This window comes from Paraburkholderia sp. MM5482-R2 (genome assembly GCF_050436125.1).
In the GTDB taxonomy this organism is placed as follows: Bacteria; Pseudomonadota; Gammaproteobacteria; order Burkholderiales; family Burkholderiaceae; genus Paraburkholderia; species Paraburkholderia tuberum.
Genome location: NZ_JBNDLP010000002.1, coordinates 2,679,187 through 2,698,292, shown reverse-complemented (window position 1 = coordinate 2,698,292; position 19,106 = coordinate 2,679,187). Strand labels below are relative to the sequence as shown.

At 63.7% G+C, this 19,106-nt stretch carries 16 protein-coding genes and 2 pseudogenes; 14 read left to right on the top strand and 4 right to left on the bottom strand.

All coding sequences use genetic code 11. The features are described 5' to 3' along the window. The first annotated feature begins 106 nt into the window (after window positions 1-106). The 6 genes and pseudogenes from lpxD (at window position 107) to OKW37_RS15240 (ending at window position 5,561) form a co-directional block, all read left to right on the top strand. Window positions 107-1,219: a UDP-3-O-(3-hydroxymyristoyl)glucosamine N-acyltransferase gene (lpxD, locus tag OKW37_RS15265; protein WP_429405573.1), complete on the top strand. Its 1,113-nt coding sequence runs from the start codon at window positions 107-109 to the stop codon at window positions 1,217-1,219. Window positions 1,220-1,405: 186 nt separating this feature from the next. Continuing rightward, window positions 1,406-1,870, top strand: a complete 465-nt coding sequence (gene fabZ / locus OKW37_RS15260; RefSeq protein ID WP_006048683.1) for a 3-hydroxyacyl-ACP dehydratase FabZ — start codon at window positions 1,406-1,408, stop codon at window positions 1,868-1,870. A 101-nt stretch (window positions 1,871-1,971) separates the two neighbouring features. Beyond that, window positions 1,972-2,761: pseudogene (gene lpxA / locus OKW37_RS15255) on the top strand (acyl-ACP--UDP-N-acetylglucosamine O-acyltransferase). A gap of 3 nt (window positions 2,762-2,764) precedes the next feature. Continuing rightward, the gene (gene lpxB, locus OKW37_RS15250; protein ID WP_184056890.1) at window positions 2,765-3,934 is read left to right on the top strand and encodes a lipid-A-disaccharide synthase; all 1,170 of its coding nucleotides are present in this window, start codon (window positions 2,765-2,767) and stop codon (window positions 3,932-3,934) included. Next, the gene (rnhB, locus tag OKW37_RS15245; RefSeq protein ID WP_429405575.1) at window positions 3,931-4,680 is read left to right on the top strand and encodes a ribonuclease HII; all 750 of its coding nucleotides are present in this window, start codon (window positions 3,931-3,933) and stop codon (window positions 4,678-4,680) included. Before lpxB ends, rnhB begins: the two co-directional genes overlap by 4 nt. A gap of 92 nt (window positions 4,681-4,772) precedes the next feature. After that, a complete protein-coding gene (locus tag OKW37_RS15240; RefSeq protein ID WP_090800571.1) occupies window positions 4,773-5,561 on the top strand; it encodes a TrmH family RNA methyltransferase in 789 nt (262 codons plus the stop codon). A gap of 58 nt (window positions 5,562-5,619) precedes the next feature. On the opposite strand, the gene ppsR is transcribed toward OKW37_RS15240, so the two are convergent. Continuing rightward, window positions 5,620-6,435 (bottom strand): posphoenolpyruvate synthetase regulatory kinase/phosphorylase PpsR, encoded by an 816-nt coding sequence (gene ppsR / locus OKW37_RS15235; RefSeq protein WP_090800570.1) that lies wholly within the window; start codon window positions 6,433-6,435, stop codon window positions 5,620-5,622. A gap of 514 nt (window positions 6,436-6,949) precedes the next feature. On the opposite strand from ppsR, the gene ppsA reads away from it, so the two are divergent. The 3 genes from ppsA to OKW37_RS15220 all read left to right on the top strand — a co-directional run bounded on the left by ppsA (window position 6,950) and on the right by OKW37_RS15220 (window position 10,961). Beyond that, entirely contained in the window at window positions 6,950-9,352 is a 2,403-nt protein-coding gene (gene ppsA / locus OKW37_RS15230) for a phosphoenolpyruvate synthase (RefSeq protein ID WP_429405577.1), read from the top strand. Between the two features lie 118 nt (window positions 9,353-9,470). Then, window positions 9,471-9,926: an NfeD family protein gene (locus OKW37_RS15225; protein ID WP_187615354.1), complete on the top strand. Its 456-nt coding sequence runs from the start codon at window positions 9,471-9,473 to the stop codon at window positions 9,924-9,926. An 87-nt stretch (window positions 9,927-10,013) separates the two neighbouring features. Then, complete coding sequence (locus OKW37_RS15220; RefSeq protein WP_184022647.1) at window positions 10,014-10,961, top strand: SPFH domain-containing protein; 948 nt, start codon at window positions 10,014-10,016, stop codon at window positions 10,959-10,961. A gap of 100 nt (window positions 10,962-11,061) precedes the next feature. Here the strand turns inward: OKW37_RS15220 and smpB are convergent, their stop codons facing one another. Next, window positions 11,062-11,508 carry an SsrA-binding protein SmpB gene (smpB, locus tag OKW37_RS15215; protein WP_013089686.1) on the bottom strand — a complete coding sequence of 149 codons (447 nt, stop codon included), beginning with the start codon at window positions 11,506-11,508 and terminating at the stop codon, window positions 11,062-11,064. A 100-nt stretch (window positions 11,509-11,608) separates the two neighbouring features. Between smpB and OKW37_RS15210 the strand changes: the two genes are divergently transcribed. Together OKW37_RS15210 and OKW37_RS15205 are read left to right on the top strand one after the other, a co-directional pair. Then, window positions 11,609-12,046, top strand: a complete 438-nt coding sequence (locus OKW37_RS15210; RefSeq protein ID WP_018417666.1) for a type II toxin-antitoxin system RatA family toxin — start codon at window positions 11,609-11,611, stop codon at window positions 12,044-12,046. Next, window positions 12,043-12,375, top strand: a complete 333-nt coding sequence (locus OKW37_RS15205) for an RnfH family protein (protein WP_090800565.1) — start codon at window positions 12,043-12,045, stop codon at window positions 12,373-12,375. Before OKW37_RS15210 ends, OKW37_RS15205 begins: the two co-directional genes overlap by 4 nt. A gap of 70 nt (window positions 12,376-12,445) precedes the next feature. On the opposite strand, the pseudogene OKW37_RS15200 reads toward OKW37_RS15205, so the two are convergent. Next, a pseudogene (locus tag OKW37_RS15200) lies at window positions 12,446-13,433 on the bottom strand (DMT family transporter). Window positions 13,434-13,750: 317 nt separating this feature from the next. Here OKW37_RS15200 and guaB point away from each other — a divergent pair. The 3 genes from guaB to guaA all read left to right on the top strand — a co-directional run bounded on the left by guaB (window position 13,751) and on the right by guaA (window position 17,760). After that, window positions 13,751-15,211, top strand: coding sequence for an IMP dehydrogenase (guaB, locus tag OKW37_RS15195; RefSeq protein ID WP_184056877.1), 1,461 nt, complete (start codon window positions 13,751-13,753; stop codon window positions 15,209-15,211). Between the two features lie 6 nt (window positions 15,212-15,217). After that, on the top strand, window positions 15,218-15,961 hold the full coding sequence (locus OKW37_RS15190; RefSeq protein WP_429405580.1) for a hypothetical protein: 744 nt from the start codon (window positions 15,218-15,220) through the stop codon (window positions 15,959-15,961). 215 nt (window positions 15,962-16,176) lie between these two features. Continuing rightward, window positions 16,177-17,760, top strand: a complete 1,584-nt coding sequence (guaA, locus tag OKW37_RS15185; RefSeq protein ID WP_429405582.1) for a glutamine-hydrolyzing GMP synthase — start codon at window positions 16,177-16,179, stop codon at window positions 17,758-17,760. Window positions 17,761-18,634: 874 nt separating this feature from the next. Here guaA and OKW37_RS15180 read toward each other — a convergent pair. Continuing rightward, window positions 18,635-18,907, bottom strand: coding sequence for a DUF1778 domain-containing protein (locus OKW37_RS15180; protein WP_184003951.1), 273 nt, complete (start codon window positions 18,905-18,907; stop codon window positions 18,635-18,637). Between the last annotated feature and the right edge of the window lie 199 nt (window positions 18,908-19,106).

Below are 19,106 nucleotides of genomic sequence, written 5' to 3'. Positions count from 1 at the left end.
GCACGGTCGCCCCGCACGCCTCGGCGCGCGCCCTCGCAATGATTTGAATGGGACCAGAGTAAGCGCTAAAGCGCCAACTCTGGTCGACATTGGAGACAGGATAGGCATGGCATTTACGCTCGAGGACATCGTCCAGCGGTTCGGCGGTGAAGTAGTCGGTAACGGGGCGCAGCGCGTGAGCAGTCTTGCGCCGCTCGACCAGGCCGGCCCGGACCAGTTGGCGTTCCTCGCCAATCCGAAGTATCTGTCGCAGGTCGAAACGACCCGCGCCGGCGCCGTGCTGATCAATGCCGGCGACCTTGCGAAGCTCGCCTCGCGCGAAGCTCGAAACTTCATCGTCACGCCGAATCCCTACGCTTACTTTGCGCGCATCGCGCAAACCTTCATCGACCTGGCCGCGCCGAGGGCGGTCCCCGGCGTGCATCCCAGCGCAACCATCGATCCTTCCGCCCAGGTCGCCGCGAGCGCGGTGATCGGTCCGCGTGTCACCGTGGAAGCGGGCGCAGTGATCGGCGAGCACGCGCGGCTCGACGCCAACGTCGTAATCGGCCGCGGCACCCGCGTCGGGGCGAACTCACATCTGTATCCGAACGTGACCGTGTACCACGGCTGCAAGCTCGGCGAGCGCGCGATCGTCCACGCGGGCGCGGTGATCGGCTCGGACGGCTTCGGCTTCGCGCCCGACTTCGTCGGCGAGGGCGACGCACGCACCGGCAGTTGGGTCAAGATTCCGCAGGTCGGCGGCGTGTCGATCGCGAACGACGTCGAAATCGGCGCGAACACCACGATCGACCGCGGCGCGATGGCCGACACGATCATCGAGGAGTGCGTGAAGATCGACAACCTCGTGCAGATCGGCCACAACTGCAAGGTCGGCGCCTACACGGTGATCGCGGGCTGCGCGGGCATCGCGGGCAGCACGACCATCGGCCGTCATTGCATGATCGGCGGCGCGGTCGGCATTGCCGGACACGTGACGCTCGCCGATTACGTGATCGTCACCGCAAAGTCGGGCGTGTCGAAGTCGCTGCTGAAGCCCGGCATGTACACGAGCGCGTTCCCGGCCGTGAACCACGCGGACTGGAACAAAAGCGCCGCGCTGCTGCGCAATATCGACAAGCTTCGCGATCGCATCAAAGCGCTGGAGAACGCCACCGTCGACAAAGCCGGCAATGCCACTGACGGCGCCGCAGGTCAACCCGCAGGCAACAAGATCTGACAGTTATCCCGGCGACCCATCCGCACCGCGTAAAATAGTGGTCGAGCATCGTGAAGCAAAGCCGGTGGCCGTGACCGGGTGGCACGACCACCGGTCATCAGAGGCGCCGGTCGTGCGCGTTTTCAACCCACCTGCACCCAGCATCCGCAGTCATCATCGCGCAGTCAATGCGTGAGCAGAAACACCATGAGCACCGAAAAAATCAATCTCGACATTCATAAGATTCTCACGCTGCTGCCGCATCGTTATCCGATCCTGCTAGTCGACCGGGTGCTCGAACTCGAACCGCACAAGAGCATCAAAGCGTTGAAGAACGTGTCGATCAATGAGCCGTATTTTCAGGGACATTTCCCGACGCGGCCGGTGATGCCAGGCGTGCTGATCCTCGAAGCCCTCGCGCAGACCGCGGCGCTGCTGACGTTCTCGGAAGAGCCGAGCGATCCGTCGAACACGCTGTACCTGTTCGTCGGCATCGACAACGCGCGCTTCAAGCGCGTGGTGGAACCGGGCGATCAGCTGATCCTGAACTGCACGTTCGAGCGTCACATGCGCGGCATCTGGAAGTTCAAGGCGCGCGCCGAAGTGGATGGCGTCGTCGCGGCGGAAGCCGATCTGATGTGCGCGGTGCGCCACACGGACAAAGACGCGTAAAAGCCCGCGTCGGGGCAGGTCGCGGCGCGGCAAAGCACGCGCGCGGCGGCCCTGACGGCAAGGCCATCCACACAACGCAACAGAATCAGAAGCGAGGACGCATGAGCAGGATCCATCCCACCGCGATCATCGAAGCGGGCGCGCAGCTGGACGAATCCGTCGAAGTCGGGCCCTATGCGGTGATCGGCGCACACGTGACGATCGGTGCGCGCAGCACGGTCGGCTCGCACAGCGTGATCGAAGGCTATACCACGCTCGGCGAAGACAACCGCATCGGCCATTACGCATCGGTCGGCGGGCGTCCGCAGGACATGAAGTACCAGGACGAGCCGACCAGGCTCGTGATCGGCAACCGCAACATGATCCGCGAGTTCACGACGATCCACACCGGCACGGTGCAGGACGCGGGCGTCACCCACGCTCGGCGACGACAACTGGATCATGGCCTACGTGCACATCGGTCACGACTGCCACGTCGGCAACAACGTGATCCTGTCGAGCAACGCGCAGATGGCCGGTCACGTGACGATCGGCGACTACGCGATCATCGGCGGCATGTCGGGCGTGCATCAGTTCGTGCGCATCGGTGCGCATTCGATGCTCGGCGGCGCCTCGGCGCTCGTGCAGGACGTGCCGCCGTACGTGATCGCCGCGGGCAACAAGGCCGAGCCGCACGGCATCAACGTCGAAGGGCTGCGTCGCCGCGGCTTCTCGGCCGACGCGATCTCGGTGCTGCGCACCGCGTATCGCGTGCTGTACAAGAACGGCCTGTCGCTCGAAGAAGCGAAGGTGCAACTGAAGGAACTCGGTTCGGCCGGCGGTGACGGCGACGCCCCGGTGCAGACGCTGCTCGCGTTCGTCGAAGCGTCGCAGCGCGGCATCATCCGCTAACCGATGACGTTGCAACCCAGTCCGCTGCGCGTCGCGATGGTGGCCGGCGAGCCGTCCGGCGACCTGCTCGCCGCGTCGCTGCTCGACGGCCTCGCCAGCCGGTTGCCGGCCGCCACGCAGTACTACGGCATCGGCGGTCCGCGCATGATCGCCGCGGGCTTCGACGCCCACTGGCCGATGGAAAGGCTGACGGTGCGCGGCTATGTCGAAGCACTGCGGCATATTCCTGAAATCCTCGGTATCCGCAACGAGCTCAAGCGTCAGCTGCTCGCCGAACCGCCGTCCGTGTTCGTCGGCGTCGACGCGCCCGACTTCAATTTCGGGCTCGAGCACGCACTGCGCGACGCCGGCATTCCGACCGTGCACTTCGTCTGCCCGTCCATCTGGGCGTGGCGTGGCGGGCGCATCAAGAAGATCGCCAAGGCCGTCGATCACATGCTGTGCGTGTTCCCGTTCGAAACCGCGCTGCTCGAAAAGGCGGGTGTCGCGGCGTCGTACGTCGGGCATCCGCTGGCCGATCAGATCCCGCTCGAACCCGACACCCTCGGTGCGCGCCGCGCACTCGGTCTCGCGGAAAGCGGGCCGGTGATCGCGGTGCTGCCGGGTAGCCGGCGCTCCGAGATCGACCTGATCGGCCCGACGTTCTTCGCGGCGATGGAGATGATGCAGCACCAGGAGCCCAGCGTGCGCTTCGTGATGCCGGCGGCGACGCCCGCGTTGCGCGCGTTGCTGCAGCCGCTCGTCGATGCGCATCCGGGCCTCGCGCTGACCATCACCGAAGGCCAGTCGCAACTCGCGATGACCGCCGCCGACGCGATTCTCGTAAAGAGCGGCACCGTCACGCTCGAAGCCGCGCTGCTGAAAAAGCCGATGGTGATTTCGTACAAGGTGCCCTGGCTGACCGGGCAGATCATGCGCCGCCAGGGCTATCTGCCGTACGTCGGCCTGCCGAACATCCTGGCCGGGCGTTTCGTGGTGCCGGAGATCCTGCAGCACTTCGCGACGCCGCAGGCGCTCGCCGAGGCGACGCTGAAGCAGTTGCGCGACGAGGCGAACCGGCGCACGCTGAAGGAAATCTTCACGGAGATGCATCACGTGCTGAAGCAGAACACCGCGCAGCGCGCGGCCGAAGTCGTGGCGAGCGTCGTCGAGCAGCGGGCGGGGCGGCCATGACCGCCGCGGGCGCGCCTCGCCGGAAGATCGCGGCCACCGTTCGGGTAGTGGCGCAATCCGGCCTGAACTTCGAGAGCGCCGACGACATCGTCTGCGGCGTCGACGAAGCAGGGCGCGGACCGCTGGCCGGTCCGGTCGTCGCGGCGGCGGTGATTTTCGATCCCGCCAAACCGATGATCCGTGGCCTCGACGATTCGAAGGTGCTGAGCGCACTCAAGCGTGAAGCGCTGTACGACAAGATCGTCGAGCGTGCGCTCGCGTACTGCGTCGCGTCGGCGACAGTCGAGGAAATCGATTCGCTGAACATCCTGCACGCCACCATGCTCGCGATGAAGCGCGCGGTCGAGGGCCTGTCGGTCGTGCCGACGCTCGTGAAGATCGACGGCAACCGTTGCCCGACGCTCAGCATCCGTAGCGAGGCGGTGATTGGCGGCGACGCGCTCGTGAAGAGCATCTCGGCGGCGTCGATTCTCGCGAAGGTCACGCGCGACCGCATGTTGGTCGAACTGCACCAGGCGTATCCGATGTACGGCTTCGACGCGCATGCCGGTTATGGCACGCCGCAGCATCTCGCGGCGCTGCGCGAGCATGGGCCGTGCGAGCATCATCGGCGCTCGTTCGCGCCGGTGCGCGAAGCGCATTTGAGGTTCGGCACTGGCGTGCCGTTGCCGTCGGCGGACGCCGTCATCGTGGCCGACGCGCTGCTGCTCGACGACGATGCGTTCGGCGAAGCCGGCTTCGCGTGACCTACCCCATCAGCGCGGCTCGAGCGCGCTCCGCGCTTGCGCGCCGTTGATTGCCGCTGATTCCTTTTCCCTTCTCACCGCCTTCGCTGCCTGTGAAAGCCATCACCTCGCGGGACAATCCGCTCTACAAGCGCCTGAAGGCACTGGCCGGCTCGACGCATCAACAGCGCCGCAGCGGCCATGCGCTGCTCGAGGGCTTCCATCTCGCGAGCACGTATCTCGACGTAGCAGGTCAGCCGGAGCTATGCGTCGTCACCGACGGCGCGTTGCGTCACGACGAAGCGCAGGCGATCGTGTCACGGATCGACGAGCATCGGCTCGTGACGCTGCCGGATGCGTTGTTCGGACAGTTGTCGAATGTCGTGCATGGGGTCGGGATTCTGCTGCTCGTCGAGAAGCTCGACGCACCGCTGCCCGAGCGCGTCGAGCAAAACTGTCTCGTGCTCGACGGCGTGCAGGACGCGGGCAACGTCGGCTCGATTCTGCGCAGCGCAGCGGCTGCGGGTATCGAGCACGTGTTCTGCGCGCCGGGCACCGCATACGCGTGGTCGTCGAAGGTGCTGCGTTCCGGGATGGGCGCGCACTTCCTGTTGCAGATTCATGAGGATGTCGAAGCGCGTGCCCTGATCGAACGGCTCGCGGTACCGATCGTCATCACCGATTCGCATGGTGCCGAAGCGATCTATGACAGCGACCTGAGCAGGCCGCTCGCGTGGGTGTTCGGCAACGAAGGGGCGGGCGTGTCGCAGGCGTGGCGCGATGCCGTGTCGTTGCGGGTGACGATTCCGCAGCCCGGCGGTATGGAGTCGCTGAACGTGGCGGCCGCGGCGGCGGTCTGCGTGTTCGAGCAGTGCCGGCAGCAGCGCGGGCGCAAAAAGTAGACTTAAGTGGCGTTGCGAGGGCTCTGGCCCGGCAACGCAACGCCTGCTCGGCCATCTCTCAATACGACGGCCGATCCAGCTTGATCTCCTGCAGGATCGTCGTCGCGATTTCCTCGATCGACTTGTGCGTCGACGACAGCCACTTGATCCCCTCGCGCCGCATCATCGTTTCGGCTTCGTTGATCTCATAGCGACAGTTTTCCGGCGCCGCATACTTGCTGCCCGGCCGCCGCTCGTTACGGATCTCCGACAGCCGCTGCGGATCGATCGACAACCCGAACATCTTCTGTCGATGCTCGCGTAGCGGCGTCGGCAGTTTGCCGCGTTCGAAATCTTCGGGAATCAGCGGATAGTTCGCCGCTTTCACGCCGTACTGCATCGCCAGGTAAAGGCTCGTCGGCGTCTTGCCGCTGCGCGACACGCCGACGAGGATCACGTCGGCGTCTGCGAGATTGCGATTCGATTGACCGTCGTCGTGCGCGAGCGAGAAATTGATCGCCTCGATCCGGTTCTTGTACTCCTCGGTGTCCGCGTTCTGGTGGCCGCGCCCCATCGCGTGGCTCGACTTCAGTTCCAGTTCCTGCTCGAGCGGCTCGACGAAGGTCTGGAACATGTCGAGCACGAGCGCGTTCGAACCCTTCACGATCTGATTCGACGAGCTATCGACGAGCGTGGTGAACACGATCGGTCGACGGCCGTCCTGCACGACCGCTTCGTTGATCTTTTCGAGCGTTGCGTAGGCCTTCTCGGTCGAGTCGACGAAAGGTACGCGAACCAGGCGGAATTTCTGGTCGAACTGGGAGAGGATCGAATGCGCGAAGGTTTCGGCAGTAATCCCGGTACCGTCTGAGACGATGAATACGGTGGGCGGCATCAGAGGAGCTGTGAACGTGAAAGGCAAATGAGCCGGAAAGCGCGAGCGCGACAACGCGCTCGAATCAAACCGCGCGGCGGCGGGCGCGCCACACTCGCGTCCCGCGCGGGCGGTCCCGCAAAAGCCCGCTGGCTCGGTCGGCGCGCGATTCGAGGCGCAATTCTCGACCGACTGCCACATTTCAGGAGTCGGCACGGTAGAATAGCGGCAACCTGTTGGATAAGCAATTGCAGGCGATTGGCCGCTAACTTGCCGCGAACGGTCGTTCAACGTCACGTTATCTAATGTCAATATGCGTTGAACGCAACAAATCGAGCGGTAAGTCCGCTCAACCGCGTTCTTCGGTGCTCCGCCTCGTGCGCCACGGCCGGCGCGCCATGCAACGCATCTCCGCCGTCCAGGCGATTGCTTATCTAACAGGTTGTGCAAGACACGGGGTCGAGGCTTCCAATGGGCTGCCCGTGTTCAAGCCCACTTGCACAGTCGTGAATTTCTTTCACACTTAGGGGCTTGTATGACTAACGCAGTTACCGTCGCAAAGGACAAGGCGTATGTAGTTCCGTTCGAGCAGTTGCGGATGACCGACGTGGAGATCGTCGGCGGCAAGAACGCGTCGCTGGGCGAGATGATCAGCCAGCTCGCCGAAGCCGGCGTGCGCGTGCCGACCGGCTTCGCGACCACCGCGCTCGCGTTCCGTGACTTCCTGCAGCACAACGATCTGACCGAGCGCATCGCCAAACGTCTCGAGACGCTCGACGTCGACGACGTGAAGGCGCTCGCCGAAGCGGGCAAGGAGATCCGTCAATGGATCGTCGACGCGCCGCTGCAGCCGCAGCTCGAGGCTGACATTCGCGCGGGGTTCGACACGCTGCAACAGAGCTCGCCCGAGGAGCTGTCGTTTGCCGTGCGTTCATCCGCGACCGCGGAAGACCTGCCGGACGCATCGTTCGCCGGTCAGCAGGAAAGCTACCTGAACGTGGTCGGCATCGACGACGTGCTCGATCGCATGAAGCACGTGTTCGCGTCGCTGTATAACGACCGCGCCATCTCCTATCGCGTCCACAAGGGCTTCACGCATGCTGAAGTCGCGTTGTCGGCGGGCGTGCAGCGCATGGTGCGTTCGGACGTCGGCGCCGCGGGCGTGATGTTCACGCTGGACACCGAATCGGGCTTCAAGGACGCCGTCTTCATCACGTCGAGCTATGGCCTCGGCGAAACCGTCGTGCAGGGCGCGGTGAATCCGGACGAGTTCTACGTGTTCAAGACCACGCTCGCGCAGGGCAAGTACCCAATCATTCGCCGCTCGATCGGCTCGAAGCTGATCAAGATGGAGTTCACGAAGCCGGGCGAGCCGGGCCGCGTGAAGACCGTCGACGTCGCGCACGAACAGCGCAACCGCTTCTCGATCACCGACGAAGACGTGATCGAGCTCGCGAAGTACGCGGTGATCATCGAGAAGCACTACCAGCGTCCGATGGACATCGAGTGGGGCAAGGACGGCCGCGACGGCAAGATTTTCATCCTGCAGGCGCGTCCGGAAACGGTGAAGAGCCAGGGCGGCGGCAAGGCCGAGCAGCGCTTCAAGCTGAAGGGCCAGTCGAACGTGCTGGCAACGGGCCGCGCGATCGGTCAGAAGATCGGCGCGGGTCCGGTGCGCGTGGTCCACGACCCGTCGGAGATGGACCGCGTGCAGCCGGGTGACGTGCTCGTCGCCGACATGACCGACCCGAACTGGGAGCCGGTCATGAAGCGTGCGTCGGCGATCGTCACGAACCGTGGCGGCCGCACCTGCCATGCGGCGATCATCGCGCGTGAGCTGGGCGTGCCGGCCGTGGTCGGCTGCGGCGACGCGACCGACGTGCTGAAGGACGGCGCGCTCGTCACCGTGTCATGTGCGGAAGGCGACGAAGGCAAGATCTACGACGGCCTGCTCGAAACCGAAGTCACCGAAGTGCAGCGCGGCGAACTGCCGCCGATTCCGGTGAAGATCATGATGAACGTCGGCAATCCGCAGCTCGCATTCGACTTCTCGCAACTGCCGAACGCAGGTGTGGGTCTCGCGCGGCTCGAGTTCATCATCAACAACAACATTGGCGTGCACCCGAAGGCGATCCTCGAGTACCCGAACGTCGATCAGGACCTGAAGAAGGCGGTCGAAAGCGTCGCGCGCGGTCACGCCTCGCCGCGGGCGTTCTACGTCGACAAGCTGACCGAAGGCATCGCAACGATCGCGGCGGCGTTCTATCCGAAGCCCGTCATCGTGCGTCTGTCGGACTTCAAGTCGAACGAGTACAAGAAGCTGATCGGTGGTTCGCGCTACGAGCCGGACGAGGAAAACCCGATGCTGGGTTTCCGCGGCGCGTCGCGCTATATCGCGGAAGACTTCGCCGAGGCGTTCCAGATGGAATGCGTCGCGCTGAAGAAGGTGCGTGAAGAGATGGGCCTCGACAACGTCGAGATCATGGTGCCGTTCGTGCGTACGTTGAAGCAGGCGGAGCGCGTGGTCGGGCTGCTCGCGAAGTTCGGCCTGAAGCGCGGCGAGAAGGGCCTGCGTCTGATCATGATGTGCGAAGTGCCGACGAACGCGATCCTCGCGGAAGAGTTCCTGCAGTACTTCGACGGATTCTCGATCGGCTCGAACGACCTGACGCAGCTCACGCTCGGCCTCGACCGCGACTCGGGCATGGAACTGCTCGCGGTCGATTTCGACGAGCGTGATCCAGCGGTCAAGTTCCTGCTCAAGCGCGCGATCGAAACCTGTCTGCGTCTCGACAAGTACGTCGGTATCTGCGGCCAGGGGCCGTCGGATCATCCGGACTTCGCGCAATGGCTGACTGACGAAGGCATCAAGTCGATCTCGCTCAACCCCGACACGATCATCGATACGTGGCAGCAGCTGGCAAAGGCGAAGCAGTAACTCGCGAGGTATCGAATGCCGCTTTCGCAGGCGGCATTCGGCACGCGTTAAAGGCACGTGCGCTTCGTGCTATAAACACCCCGGTAGAACCGGGGTGTTTTGCTTTGTGGAGGTCGACGTGGCGCCTGGTGGACTGTTCTGGTGGATCGGGGCGGGTGTGCTTGTCGTGCTGGAACTGATGAGCGGCACCTTCTATCTGTTGATGATCGCGTTCGGCTTCGTCGCGGCCGCGCTTGCGCGCATTGCCGGCGCCGGGACCGATCTGCAATTCGTAGTGGCGGCGCTGGTTGCGCTCGCGGCGGTCGTGGTGCTCAGACGCTCGCGCTTCGGCCGTCGTAGGCGCGAGCAGGCGTCGCGCAATCCGGATGTCAATCTGGATATCGGGCAGACGCTGAACGTGCCGGCCTGGCAGGGGCGCAAAGCACGCGCGACCTATCGTGGCGCGGCATGGGACATCGAGCTGGCCGCGGGCGAACCCGAAGACGCGCAGGTCTACGAGATCAGGGAGTTGCGGGGCAGTTGCCTCGTCGTCGTCGCGAGTCGGCAGCCGAAGGCGCGCGCGAGCGCGACCTGACGATCCGAGCGCCGGCCGCCCAAGCTGAAAACGCAGGCCCGACCAACCTGCGCACAACTATTCGAAGCAGAATCGGAGGGTAGCGATATGGATTCAACCATCGTCGGGGCAGTGCTGCTGATCGTCGTGATCGTGCTCGCGTCGCAGACCATCAAGATCGTGCCGCAGCAGCATGCGTGGGTGCTCGAGCGCCTCGGCCGTTATCACGCGACGCTGACGCCGGGTCTGAGCTTCGCGTTCCCGTTCGTCGACCGGGTCGCGTACAAGCACGTGCTGAAGGAAATTCCTCTCGAAGTGCCGAGCCAGGTCTGTATTACGCGCGATAACACGCAACTGCAGGTCGACGGTGTGCTGTATTTCCAGGTCACCGATCCGATGAAGGCATCGTACGGATCGAGCAACTTCGTGTTCGCGATCACGCAGTTGTCGCAGACCACGCTGCGCTCGGTCATCGGCAAGCTGGAGCTGGACCGGACCTTCGAGGAGCGCGATTTCATCAATCACAGCATCGTGTCCGCGCTGGACGAGGCGGCCGCGAACTGGGGCGTAAAAGTGCTGCGCTACGAGATCAAGGACCTGACGCCGCCAAAGGAAATCCTTCACGCGATGCAGGCGCAGATCACCGCCGAGCGCGAGAAACGCGCGCTGATCGCGGCATCGGAAGGGCGCAAGCAGGAGCAGATCAATATCGCGTCGGGCGGCCGCGAGGCGGCGATCCAGAAGTCCGAAGGCGAGCGTCAGGCAGCGATCAATCAGGCGCAGGGGCAGGCCGCGGCGATTCTGGCGGTGGCCGAGGCGAACGCGCAGGCGATCCAGAAGATCGCGGCGGCGATCCAGCTGAACGGCGGCATGGACGCGGTGAATCTGAAGGTGGCCGAACAGTACGTGAACGCGTTCTCGAACCTGGCCAGGCAGGGCACGACACTGATCGTGCCGGGCGACATGTCGAACATGAGTTCGATGATCGCGTCGGCGCTGACCATCGTGAACAGGAGCAAGGCGGCAGCGGAGCCGCCGCGCGGCGACTTGCGCTGACGAACGGGCAATGCATGCGCAATGAGCGCGTGACGTAAAAGCAAATGGCCCGCACATCGATGCGCGGGCCATTTTTGCATGAGCCGGAAACGAATCGCGTTCAGGTCGGCGAGCGCATCAAGCGCGCCTTCTCGCGCTCCCAGTCGCGTTTCTTCTCGGTCTCGCGCTTGTCGTGCATCTTCTTGCCCTTCGCGAGACCGATCTCGCATTTGACGCGACCGTTCTTGTAGTGAAAATTCAGCGGCACGAGCGTGTAGCCGCGCTGCTCGACCTTGCCGATCAGCTTGCTGATCTCCTCGCTATGCAGCAGCAACTTGCGCGTGCGCACCGGGTCGGGATGGATGTGCGTCGACGCTTCGGGCAGCGGGCTGATGTGCGTGCCGATCAGGAACAGCTCGCCGTTGCGGATCACCACGTAGCCTTCCTTGATCTGGCCGCGCCCGGCGCGCAACGCCTTGACCTCCCATCCTTCGAGCACGAGGCCTGCCTCATAGCGTTCCTCGACCGAGTAGTCGTAGAAGGCTTTTCTGTTGTCTATGATGCTCATGAATGGAAAGTGCCCAACTCGTTTAAAATCACGATTTTAGCAAAGCGGGGCAAGGAAAGCCCGCGGCGCTTGTCCACCGTTGCCACGCGCTGTTCAATTTATGGCAGATGTCCAGAAAACCGTTTTGATTCGCCACTCGGCGGAGCAGATGTTCGACCTCGTCACCGACGTCGACGATTACCCCAAGTTCCTGCCATGGTGCGGGGGCATCGAAATTCGTCACCGGGACGACACCAGCATGGAGGCGAGGATCGATATCAACTTCAAGGGCATCAAGCAGCATTTCGCCACGCGTAACTCGATGGAGCGCCCCACGCGCATAGACATGGAATTCGCCGACGGTCCGTTTCGCAAGTTCACCGGTTTCTGGCGCTTCACGCCGCTGCGCGCCGATGCGTGCAAGATCGAATTCGCGCTGCACTACGAGTTCACCAGCATCCTGCTCGAGAAGATCATCGGGCCGGTGTTCAATCACATCGCCAATACCTTCGTCGAATCTTTCGTGAAGCGCGCCAACCAGCGCTATGGTCAGTCATGAGCGCGCGGCTAACGGTCGAGGTCTGCTATGCGCTCGCTGCCGAGCAGGCGCTGATTGCGGTCGAGTTGCCCGCGGGCGCGACGCTGCAACAGGCGATCGGCGCAAGCGGGATTCTGCAGCGCTTTCCGTCGATCGATCTGAACACGCAGAAGGTGGGCGTGTTCGGCAAGCTCAAGCCGCTCGATACGGTGCTGGCCGACCATGATCGCGTCGAGATTTACCGGCCGTTGCTGGTGGATCCGAAGGTGTCGCGCCAACGCCGCGTCGAAAAGACACGCAAAGCGGGGTCGATCGAGGGGCGGCGTTGGTTGAACAAGGATTCGCGCTAGGCGGCGCTAGTTGGGGGGCGGCGGACTTTTTTCGCGCGCCGCCCGTTTTGCATCATCGCGTCACGTCACCTCAAGGCGCCGCCGTCTGCGCCTTATCGTTCATGCCCTCGATGCGCGCCGCACCCGACGAATCGTCGTCCGAATGCCGGCGCACCGACCACCAGACCCCCGCCACCAGCAGCAGGATCGCCGCGAGTTCGAGCGGGCGTGGCAGGCGCTCGTCGTAAATGAACGCGTAAAGCAGCGCGAACAGCGTCTCGAACACGATCATCTGGCCGGACAGCGTTAGCGGCAGCCGTTTTGCCGCGGCATTCCACAGGCCGTTGCCGAGCCACGACGCGCCGATCGCGAGTGCGAGGTTGAGCAGCCAGAACGTGTGCCAGCTCGGGTCGGCCAACTCACCGTGCGGGCCCGCCCGACGGCAGCACCGCGACCACGAGCCACAACGCGCCGCCGAGCGCGCCAGTCACGACGCCCCACAGCACCGACCACTCATTGCCGCTGAAATGCGTCTGACGCTGCAGGTAACGGGCGTTCTCGACCGCGAACCAGGTCCAGCAGATGAGCGCGCCCACCGCGCAGGCCACGCCGAGCAGGCGCGTCGCGATGCTCACCGGCGCCGCGCCGGCCACCGTAAAGACGTCGATATTGATGCAGACGATGCCCGCCATCACGGTCGCGAGCGGCCATGCGAGGCGCGCGAGCGGCACCGCGCCGTGATCGCGCCGGCCGACCAGCGTGACCGTGACCGGCAGCACGCCGACGATTAGCGAGGCCGGCGCGATTCCGATCAGGTGCACGGCGGCCGTCAGCAGCAGGTAATAGACGATATTGCCGGCCAGCGCGAGCTTGACGAGCGCGATCAGATCCTCGCGGCTCAGCCGTTTGGCGAGCGAACGCGCGATCGGCAGCGCCGCGGCGAGCGACACGACGCCGTACATCGAGTAGCGGCCGGCGACGAGCAGGAGCGGGGAGAAGTCGGGCAGCACCCGCGGCACCAGAAACACCATGCCCCACAAGGCTCCGGCCATGACGCCATATACGACACCGCGCTGCATCGACTGCCTCTGCTGGATAAACTGGAATGGCCGGCAGAATAGCGGTTTTGCGAGCAGGGCGTCTTGTTCGATCCTGCATTCGGACCGCTCGACCGCCGCTCGACAGGGTACGTGCCGCGAAAATGCCGCCGGCTCTGCTCCGATTTCGCCTGCGAACGCGCAAACGAAACCCGTTCGAACCCGACGCGAACAGGCGAGCGAAATCGACGCAGGCGGGAGCGGCAAAAAATCGTCTGAAATTCGCTAAGCTGCTGTTCGCGCAGTGAAAACCGGGGTGGTATCGCGTATAATTCGCTTTTGCGCCTATAGGATTTGCCATGCGTCTGATCCAAACAGCACTCACGTTCGATGACGTGCTCCTCGTCCCGGCCTTCTCCGATGTTCTGCCGCGCGACACCAGCCTCAAGACCCGGCTGACCCGCAACATCTCCCTCAACATGCCGCTCGTGTCCGCCGCGATGGACACGGTCACCGAAGCACGTCTGGCAATCGCCATGGCGCAAATGGGCGGCGTCGGCATCATCCACAAGAACCTCACGCCGGCCGAGCAGGCGCGTGAAGTCGCGAAGGTCAAGCGTTTCGAGTCGGGCGTCGTGCGCGATCCGATCACCGTGCCGCCGCATATGAAAGTGCGCGACGTGATCGCACTGTCGCGCCAGCATGGCATTTCGGGCTTCCCGGTCGTCGAGGGCTCGCAGCTCGTCGGCATCGTGACGAATCGCGACCTGCGCTTCGAAGAGCGTCTGGACGAGCCGGTGCGCAACATCATGACGCCGCGCGAGCGCCTCGTCACCGTCAAGGAAGGCACGCCGCTCGCCGAAGCGAAGGCGCTGATGCACAGCCACCGCCTCGAGCGCGTGCTGGTCATCAACGACGCATTCGAACTGCGCGGCCTGATGACCGTCAAGGACATCACCAAGCAGACCGAGCACCCGGATGCATGCAAGGACGAGCACGGCAAGCTGCGCGCGGGCGCGGCGGTCGGCGTCGGTGCGGACAACGAAGAGCGCGTCGAGCTGCTCGTGCAGGCCGGCGTCGACGTGATCGTCGTCGATACCGCGCATGGCCACAGCATGGGCGTGCTCGAGCGCGTCAAGTGGGTCAAGCAGAACTTCCCGCACGTCGAGGTGATCGGCGGCAACATCGCAACCGCCGCGGCCGCCAGGGCGCTCGTCGAATACGGCGCGGACGGCGTCAAGGTCGGTATCGGCCCGGGCTCCATCTGCACGACGCGAATCGTCGCAGGCGTCGGCGTGCCGCAGGTCACCGCTATCTCCAACGTGTCCGAAGCGCTGAACGGCACCGGCGTGCCGGTCATCGCCGACGGCGGCGTGCGCTTCTCGGGCGACGTCAGCAAGGCGCTCGCGGCGGGCGCCAGCGCGGTCATGATGGGCAGCATGTTCGCCGGTACCGAGGAGTCGCCGGGCGATGTATTCCTGTACCAGGGCCGCCAGTACAAGTCGTACCGTGGCATGGGCTCGGTCGGCGCCATGAAGGACGGCGCGGCGGACCGCTACTTCCAGGACAACTCGGCCAACATCGACAAGCTGGTGCCGGAGGGCATCGAAGGTCGCGTCGCGTACAAGGGTTCGGTCAACGCGATCCTGTTCCAGCTGATCGGCGGCGTGCGCGCGAGCATGGGCTACTGCGGCTGCCGCACCATCGCCGAAATGAACGAGAAGGCCGAGTTCGTGCAGATCACCGGTGCGGGCCTGCGCGAGTCGCATGTGCACGATGTGCAAATCACCAAGGAAGCGCCCAACTACCACGTGGACTAAACGCCCATGAAGCCACTGCTGCGCGTTGTACTGATCCTCGATGCGTTGTTGCTGCTGGCGTTCGGCCTGCTGTTCGTGCTGACGCCTTGGACCTCGCTGTACGACGCGTTGCAACTGGTGCCAACGGAGCCGATGCTGGTCGGCCAGGCGTTCGGCGTCGCGCTGATCGGGCTCGCGTGGCTCGCGGTGCATGCGTCGTTCGACGGGGCGCTGACCTCGACGGTCGCGAAGGTCGTCGGTCATGTGCACTGGCCGATCGGCGTGCTGATGCTGGTCTGGCTGCTGGGGCTGCATACGCCGTCGCTGACCGGTTTCGGCCAGATGGTGGCGGTGCTGGCCGGTGTCGTGCTGGTGGTGATCGGGCTCGGCGGCGTGCGACTGTCGGGTGCGGTGCGGCGGCGCGAGAAGGGGATCGTGGTCAAGCCCTCGTCGAGCAAGGCCGACAGTCGTGCCGATAAGCGTGCCGCGAAAGAGGCCGAAAAGGATGCCGCACGGCAGCGTGAACCCGAACGCGACAACGCGCGCGAGCCACGTGCCTCAGCGGGCTTTCCGGTCTATCACGCCGAGCCGGTGCCAGAGCCCGTCGTGCCGGTCACGCGGCCGGCCAATCCGGCTTCCGCGGCTTCCGTTGCCACTCCCGCGCCGCTTCATCCGGCCGCAAGCGAGCCCGGCCAGAGCGAGTCCGAACGCGCTGCGCGCGACACCAGCAACGACGTGCCCGGCGCACCCCGCCCGCCGTTTCATGGTTGAAGCGCCGCGCGCCAGGCCGTTTGCCGAAGCTAGCGGATTTCGTTCGCGCGCATCGCAGGCGGCGAGTTCCGTGGTTGGCCGCGCCCTTGTGCTTCATCGTAATGTTGGCGGTCCGCGCCGCGCCAAGACCGTCGCCGCGCGGACCGCTTTGAATTCGACGCCGCGCCTCGCGCGCGGCATTCCGTATCCGCTCACTTCTGATTCCGTCCGCTGCCATGCATGACAAGATCCTGATTCTCGACTTCGGTTCGCAAGTCACCCAACTGATTGCACGTCGCGTTCGCGAAGCCAACGTGTATTCGGAAATCCATCCGTACGACGTCGACGCGTCGTTCATCCGCGACTTCGCGCCGAAGGGCGTGATTCTGTCGGGCGGCCCGAGCTCGGTCACCGAGGAAGACACGCCGCGCGTGCCGCAAGCCGTGTTCGAACTCGGCGTGCCGGTGCTCGGCATCTGCTACGGCATGCAGGCGATGGCGCAGCAGCTCGGCGGCAAGGTCGACATCGGTCATCTGCGCGAATTCGGCTACGCCGAAGTGCGCGCGCGCAACCATACGAGCCTGCTCGAAGGCATCAGCGACTTCACCACGTCCGAAGGCCACGGCATGCTGAAGGTATGGATGAGCCACGGCGACAAGGTGCTGGAGATGCCGCCGGGTTTCGCGCTGATGGCATCGACGGAATCGTGCCCGATCGCCGCGATGGCCGACGAGCAGCGCCGCTTCTATGGCCTGCAATGGCATCCGGAAGTCACGCACACGGTGCAGGGCCGCGCGATGCTTGAGCGCTTCGTGCTGCAGATCTGCGGCGCGAAGGCCGATTGGGAAATGGGCCACTACATCGACGAAGCCGTCGCGAAGATTCGCGAGCAGGTCGGTAATGAGCACGTCATTCTGGGCTTGTCGGGCGGCGTGGATTCGTCGGTGGCGGCGGCGCTGCTGCACCGCGCGATCGGCGATCAACTGACCTGCGTGTTCGTCGACCATGGCCTGCTGCGCCTGAACGAAGCCGAGCAGGTGATGGCGCTGTTCGCCGATCACCTTGGCGTGAAGGTGATTCACGTCGACGCGAGCCAAGCATTCCTCGGTAAGCTCGCCGGCGTGACCGATCCTGAAGCGAAGCGCAAGATCATCGGCGCGGAGTTCGTCGAAGTGTTCCAGGCCGAAGCCGGCAAGCTGACCGACGCGAAGTGGCTGGCACAAGGCACGATCTATCCGGACGTGATCGAATCGGCGGGCAAGGGCAAGAAGGCCGCGCAAACCATCAAGAGCCACCACAACGTCGGTGGTCTGCCGGAGACGCTGAACCTGAAGCTGCTCGAACCGCTGCGCGAGCTGTTCAAGGACGAAGTGCGCGAGCTTGGCGTGAAGCTGGGTCTGCCGCACTCGATGGTGTATCGCCATCCGTTCCCGGGTCCGGGTCTGGGCGTGCGGATCCTCGGCGAAGTGAAGCGCGATTTCGCGGACCTGCTGCGCCGCGCGGACGCGATTTTCATCGAGACACTGCGCAACACGATCGACAAGGAAACCGGCAAGTCGTGGTACGACCTGACGAGCCAGGCGTTCGCGGTGTTCCTGCCGGTCAAGAGCGTCGGCGTGATGGGCGACGGGCGCACCTACGAGTATGTCGTCGCGTTGCGCGCGGTGCAGACGCTCGACTTCATGACCGCGCATTGGGCGCATCTGCCGCATGAACTGCTTGGGCATGTGTCGAACCGGATCATCAACGAAGTGCGCGGGATCAACCGGGTCGTCTACGACATCTCGGGGAAGCCGCCTGCGACAATCGAGTGGGAGTGAGGGTAAAAATATCTCAATTAAATCAATGGCTTACGAGGGGTGTTCGGATTGTCTATCAGAGTGCAACGTTGCCTCTAAGTATTTGATTTTTAATGAATATATCCACCATTCCGTAGAAAGCTGGGCGTCTTCGACGGTATCAAGGACGGTACAAGTATCGGTAAACCGGACGGTATGGTTCCGTTCGAAATTCGGGTTTCAATTGTTACCGTCAATGCGATTCCGGGCATGACGGTAAAGTTTTCCCCGAAAAGCTAGACTCCGCGTGGGTTTGCGGGCGTCTGTAGGTCTTGTGGTTGGTGACGGTAAAAAGTCGTCCCAACCACGCGCCTGTAGTGGCGGAAAGTTGGCCAGGTGAAGAAAAGCCGCACCCTGCGGCTTTTCTGCGCACTCGTCATGCCAGTCGGAGCATGAGTGTGAGGGTATGAATCGGAGACGGTGTGAGCCCGTACGACTCATAGAAAGCCGCTGCGTGTGCGTCAATCGCATGCACAAGCATCGCACGTACGCCAAGATCTTTTGCGATCGAGCTAGCGCGATTGAGGGCGTCCTTCAAAAGGGCAGCGCCGAGTTGGATGCCTTTTGTATTTACGTCTCGCGCTAGCCGGCCAAGCACAACCACCGGAATTGGATCCGGCATATTTCGACGAACGTTGCCGGTTGCATCGACATGGGCAACGGCTCCAGCCGCGAGGGCATAGGAGCCGTAGACGCGGCCGGTATCATCGGTCGTTACAAATACACGGCTTGTCCCACTGTTGTGGTTATTCAGGGCGCGCCGCTTCAGCCCAGTCGTCAAGCTCCAGCCTTCCGCAGGAAAAGCTGGCAACGTCGTGCTCGGCCAGCAGCGGCTGCGGAGCAGAAAGCTTCCGATTCATTCGCTGTTTTCATTCCAAGGTGTTTTCACGTCCATAAGACGTGCAAGACCCGCGTTTGCGACTTTCGGCGCGTCTAGCAATTCGGTGAACTGCTTAAATTTTTCCGAATCAAGCCCAAAGAAAGTGCGATCCAGGACGACGGCCTGAGCGCGCTCGCAAGCGGCCTCCAACATAAAGTCAGAGCGGTTTTTGCCAAGCAGGCTCGCTGCGTAATCGATCAGATCACGTTGCTCTGGCAAGGCGCGAAGATTAATAGGTGCGTCGCGCATGATGCACTCCATACTGTATTTACGATAGATATACGTATGGCAGGGCAATGTATATCTGATGTCAATACGCGCCGTGGCAGAATCCGTCAGGTTTCAGCCTGGCGACTGGATCGAGAAGTGCCTGGATCGACGGGTAGAGCTACGTGCCGAAACTATTGCCCGGGAATGTGGTAGTGCCGGTGCTGAGTGCCACCTTGTG

Coding starts and splice junctions, on each gene's coding strand:
- OKW37_RS15180 (WP_184003951.1), bottom strand. CDS start 18,907: ATGCGCGACGCACCTATTAATCTTCGCGCCTTGCCAGAGCAACGTGAT.
- guaB (WP_184056877.1), top strand. CDS start 13,751: ATGCGTCTGATCCAAACAGCACTCACGTTCGATGACGTGCTCCTCGTC.
- OKW37_RS15205 (WP_090800565.1), top strand. CDS start 12,043: ATGAGCGCGCGGCTAACGGTCGAGGTCTGCTATGCGCTCGCTGCCGAG.
- fabZ (WP_006048683.1), top strand. CDS start 1,406: ATGAGCACCGAAAAAATCAATCTCGACATTCATAAGATTCTCACGCTG.
- guaA (WP_429405582.1), top strand. CDS start 16,177: ATGCATGACAAGATCCTGATTCTCGACTTCGGTTCGCAAGTCACCCAA.
- OKW37_RS15220 (WP_184022647.1), top strand. CDS start 10,014: ATGGATTCAACCATCGTCGGGGCAGTGCTGCTGATCGTCGTGATCGTG.
- smpB (WP_013089686.1), bottom strand. CDS start 11,508: ATGAGCATCATAGACAACAGAAAAGCCTTCTACGACTACTCGGTCGAG.
- lpxD (WP_429405573.1), top strand. CDS start 107: ATGGCATTTACGCTCGAGGACATCGTCCAGCGGTTCGGCGGTGAAGTA.
- ppsA (WP_429405577.1), top strand. CDS start 6,950: ATGACTAACGCAGTTACCGTCGCAAAGGACAAGGCGTATGTAGTTCCG.
- OKW37_RS15190 (WP_429405580.1), top strand. CDS start 15,218: ATGAAGCCACTGCTGCGCGTTGTACTGATCCTCGATGCGTTGTTGCTG.
- rnhB (WP_429405575.1), top strand. CDS start 3,931: ATGACCGCCGCGGGCGCGCCTCGCCGGAAGATCGCGGCCACCGTTCGG.
- lpxB (WP_184056890.1), top strand. CDS start 2,765: ATGACGTTGCAACCCAGTCCGCTGCGCGTCGCGATGGTGGCCGGCGAG.
- ppsR (WP_090800570.1), bottom strand. CDS start 6,435: ATGCCGCCCACCGTATTCATCGTCTCAGACGGTACCGGGATTACTGCC.
- OKW37_RS15210 (WP_018417666.1), top strand. CDS start 11,609: ATGGCAGATGTCCAGAAAACCGTTTTGATTCGCCACTCGGCGGAGCAG.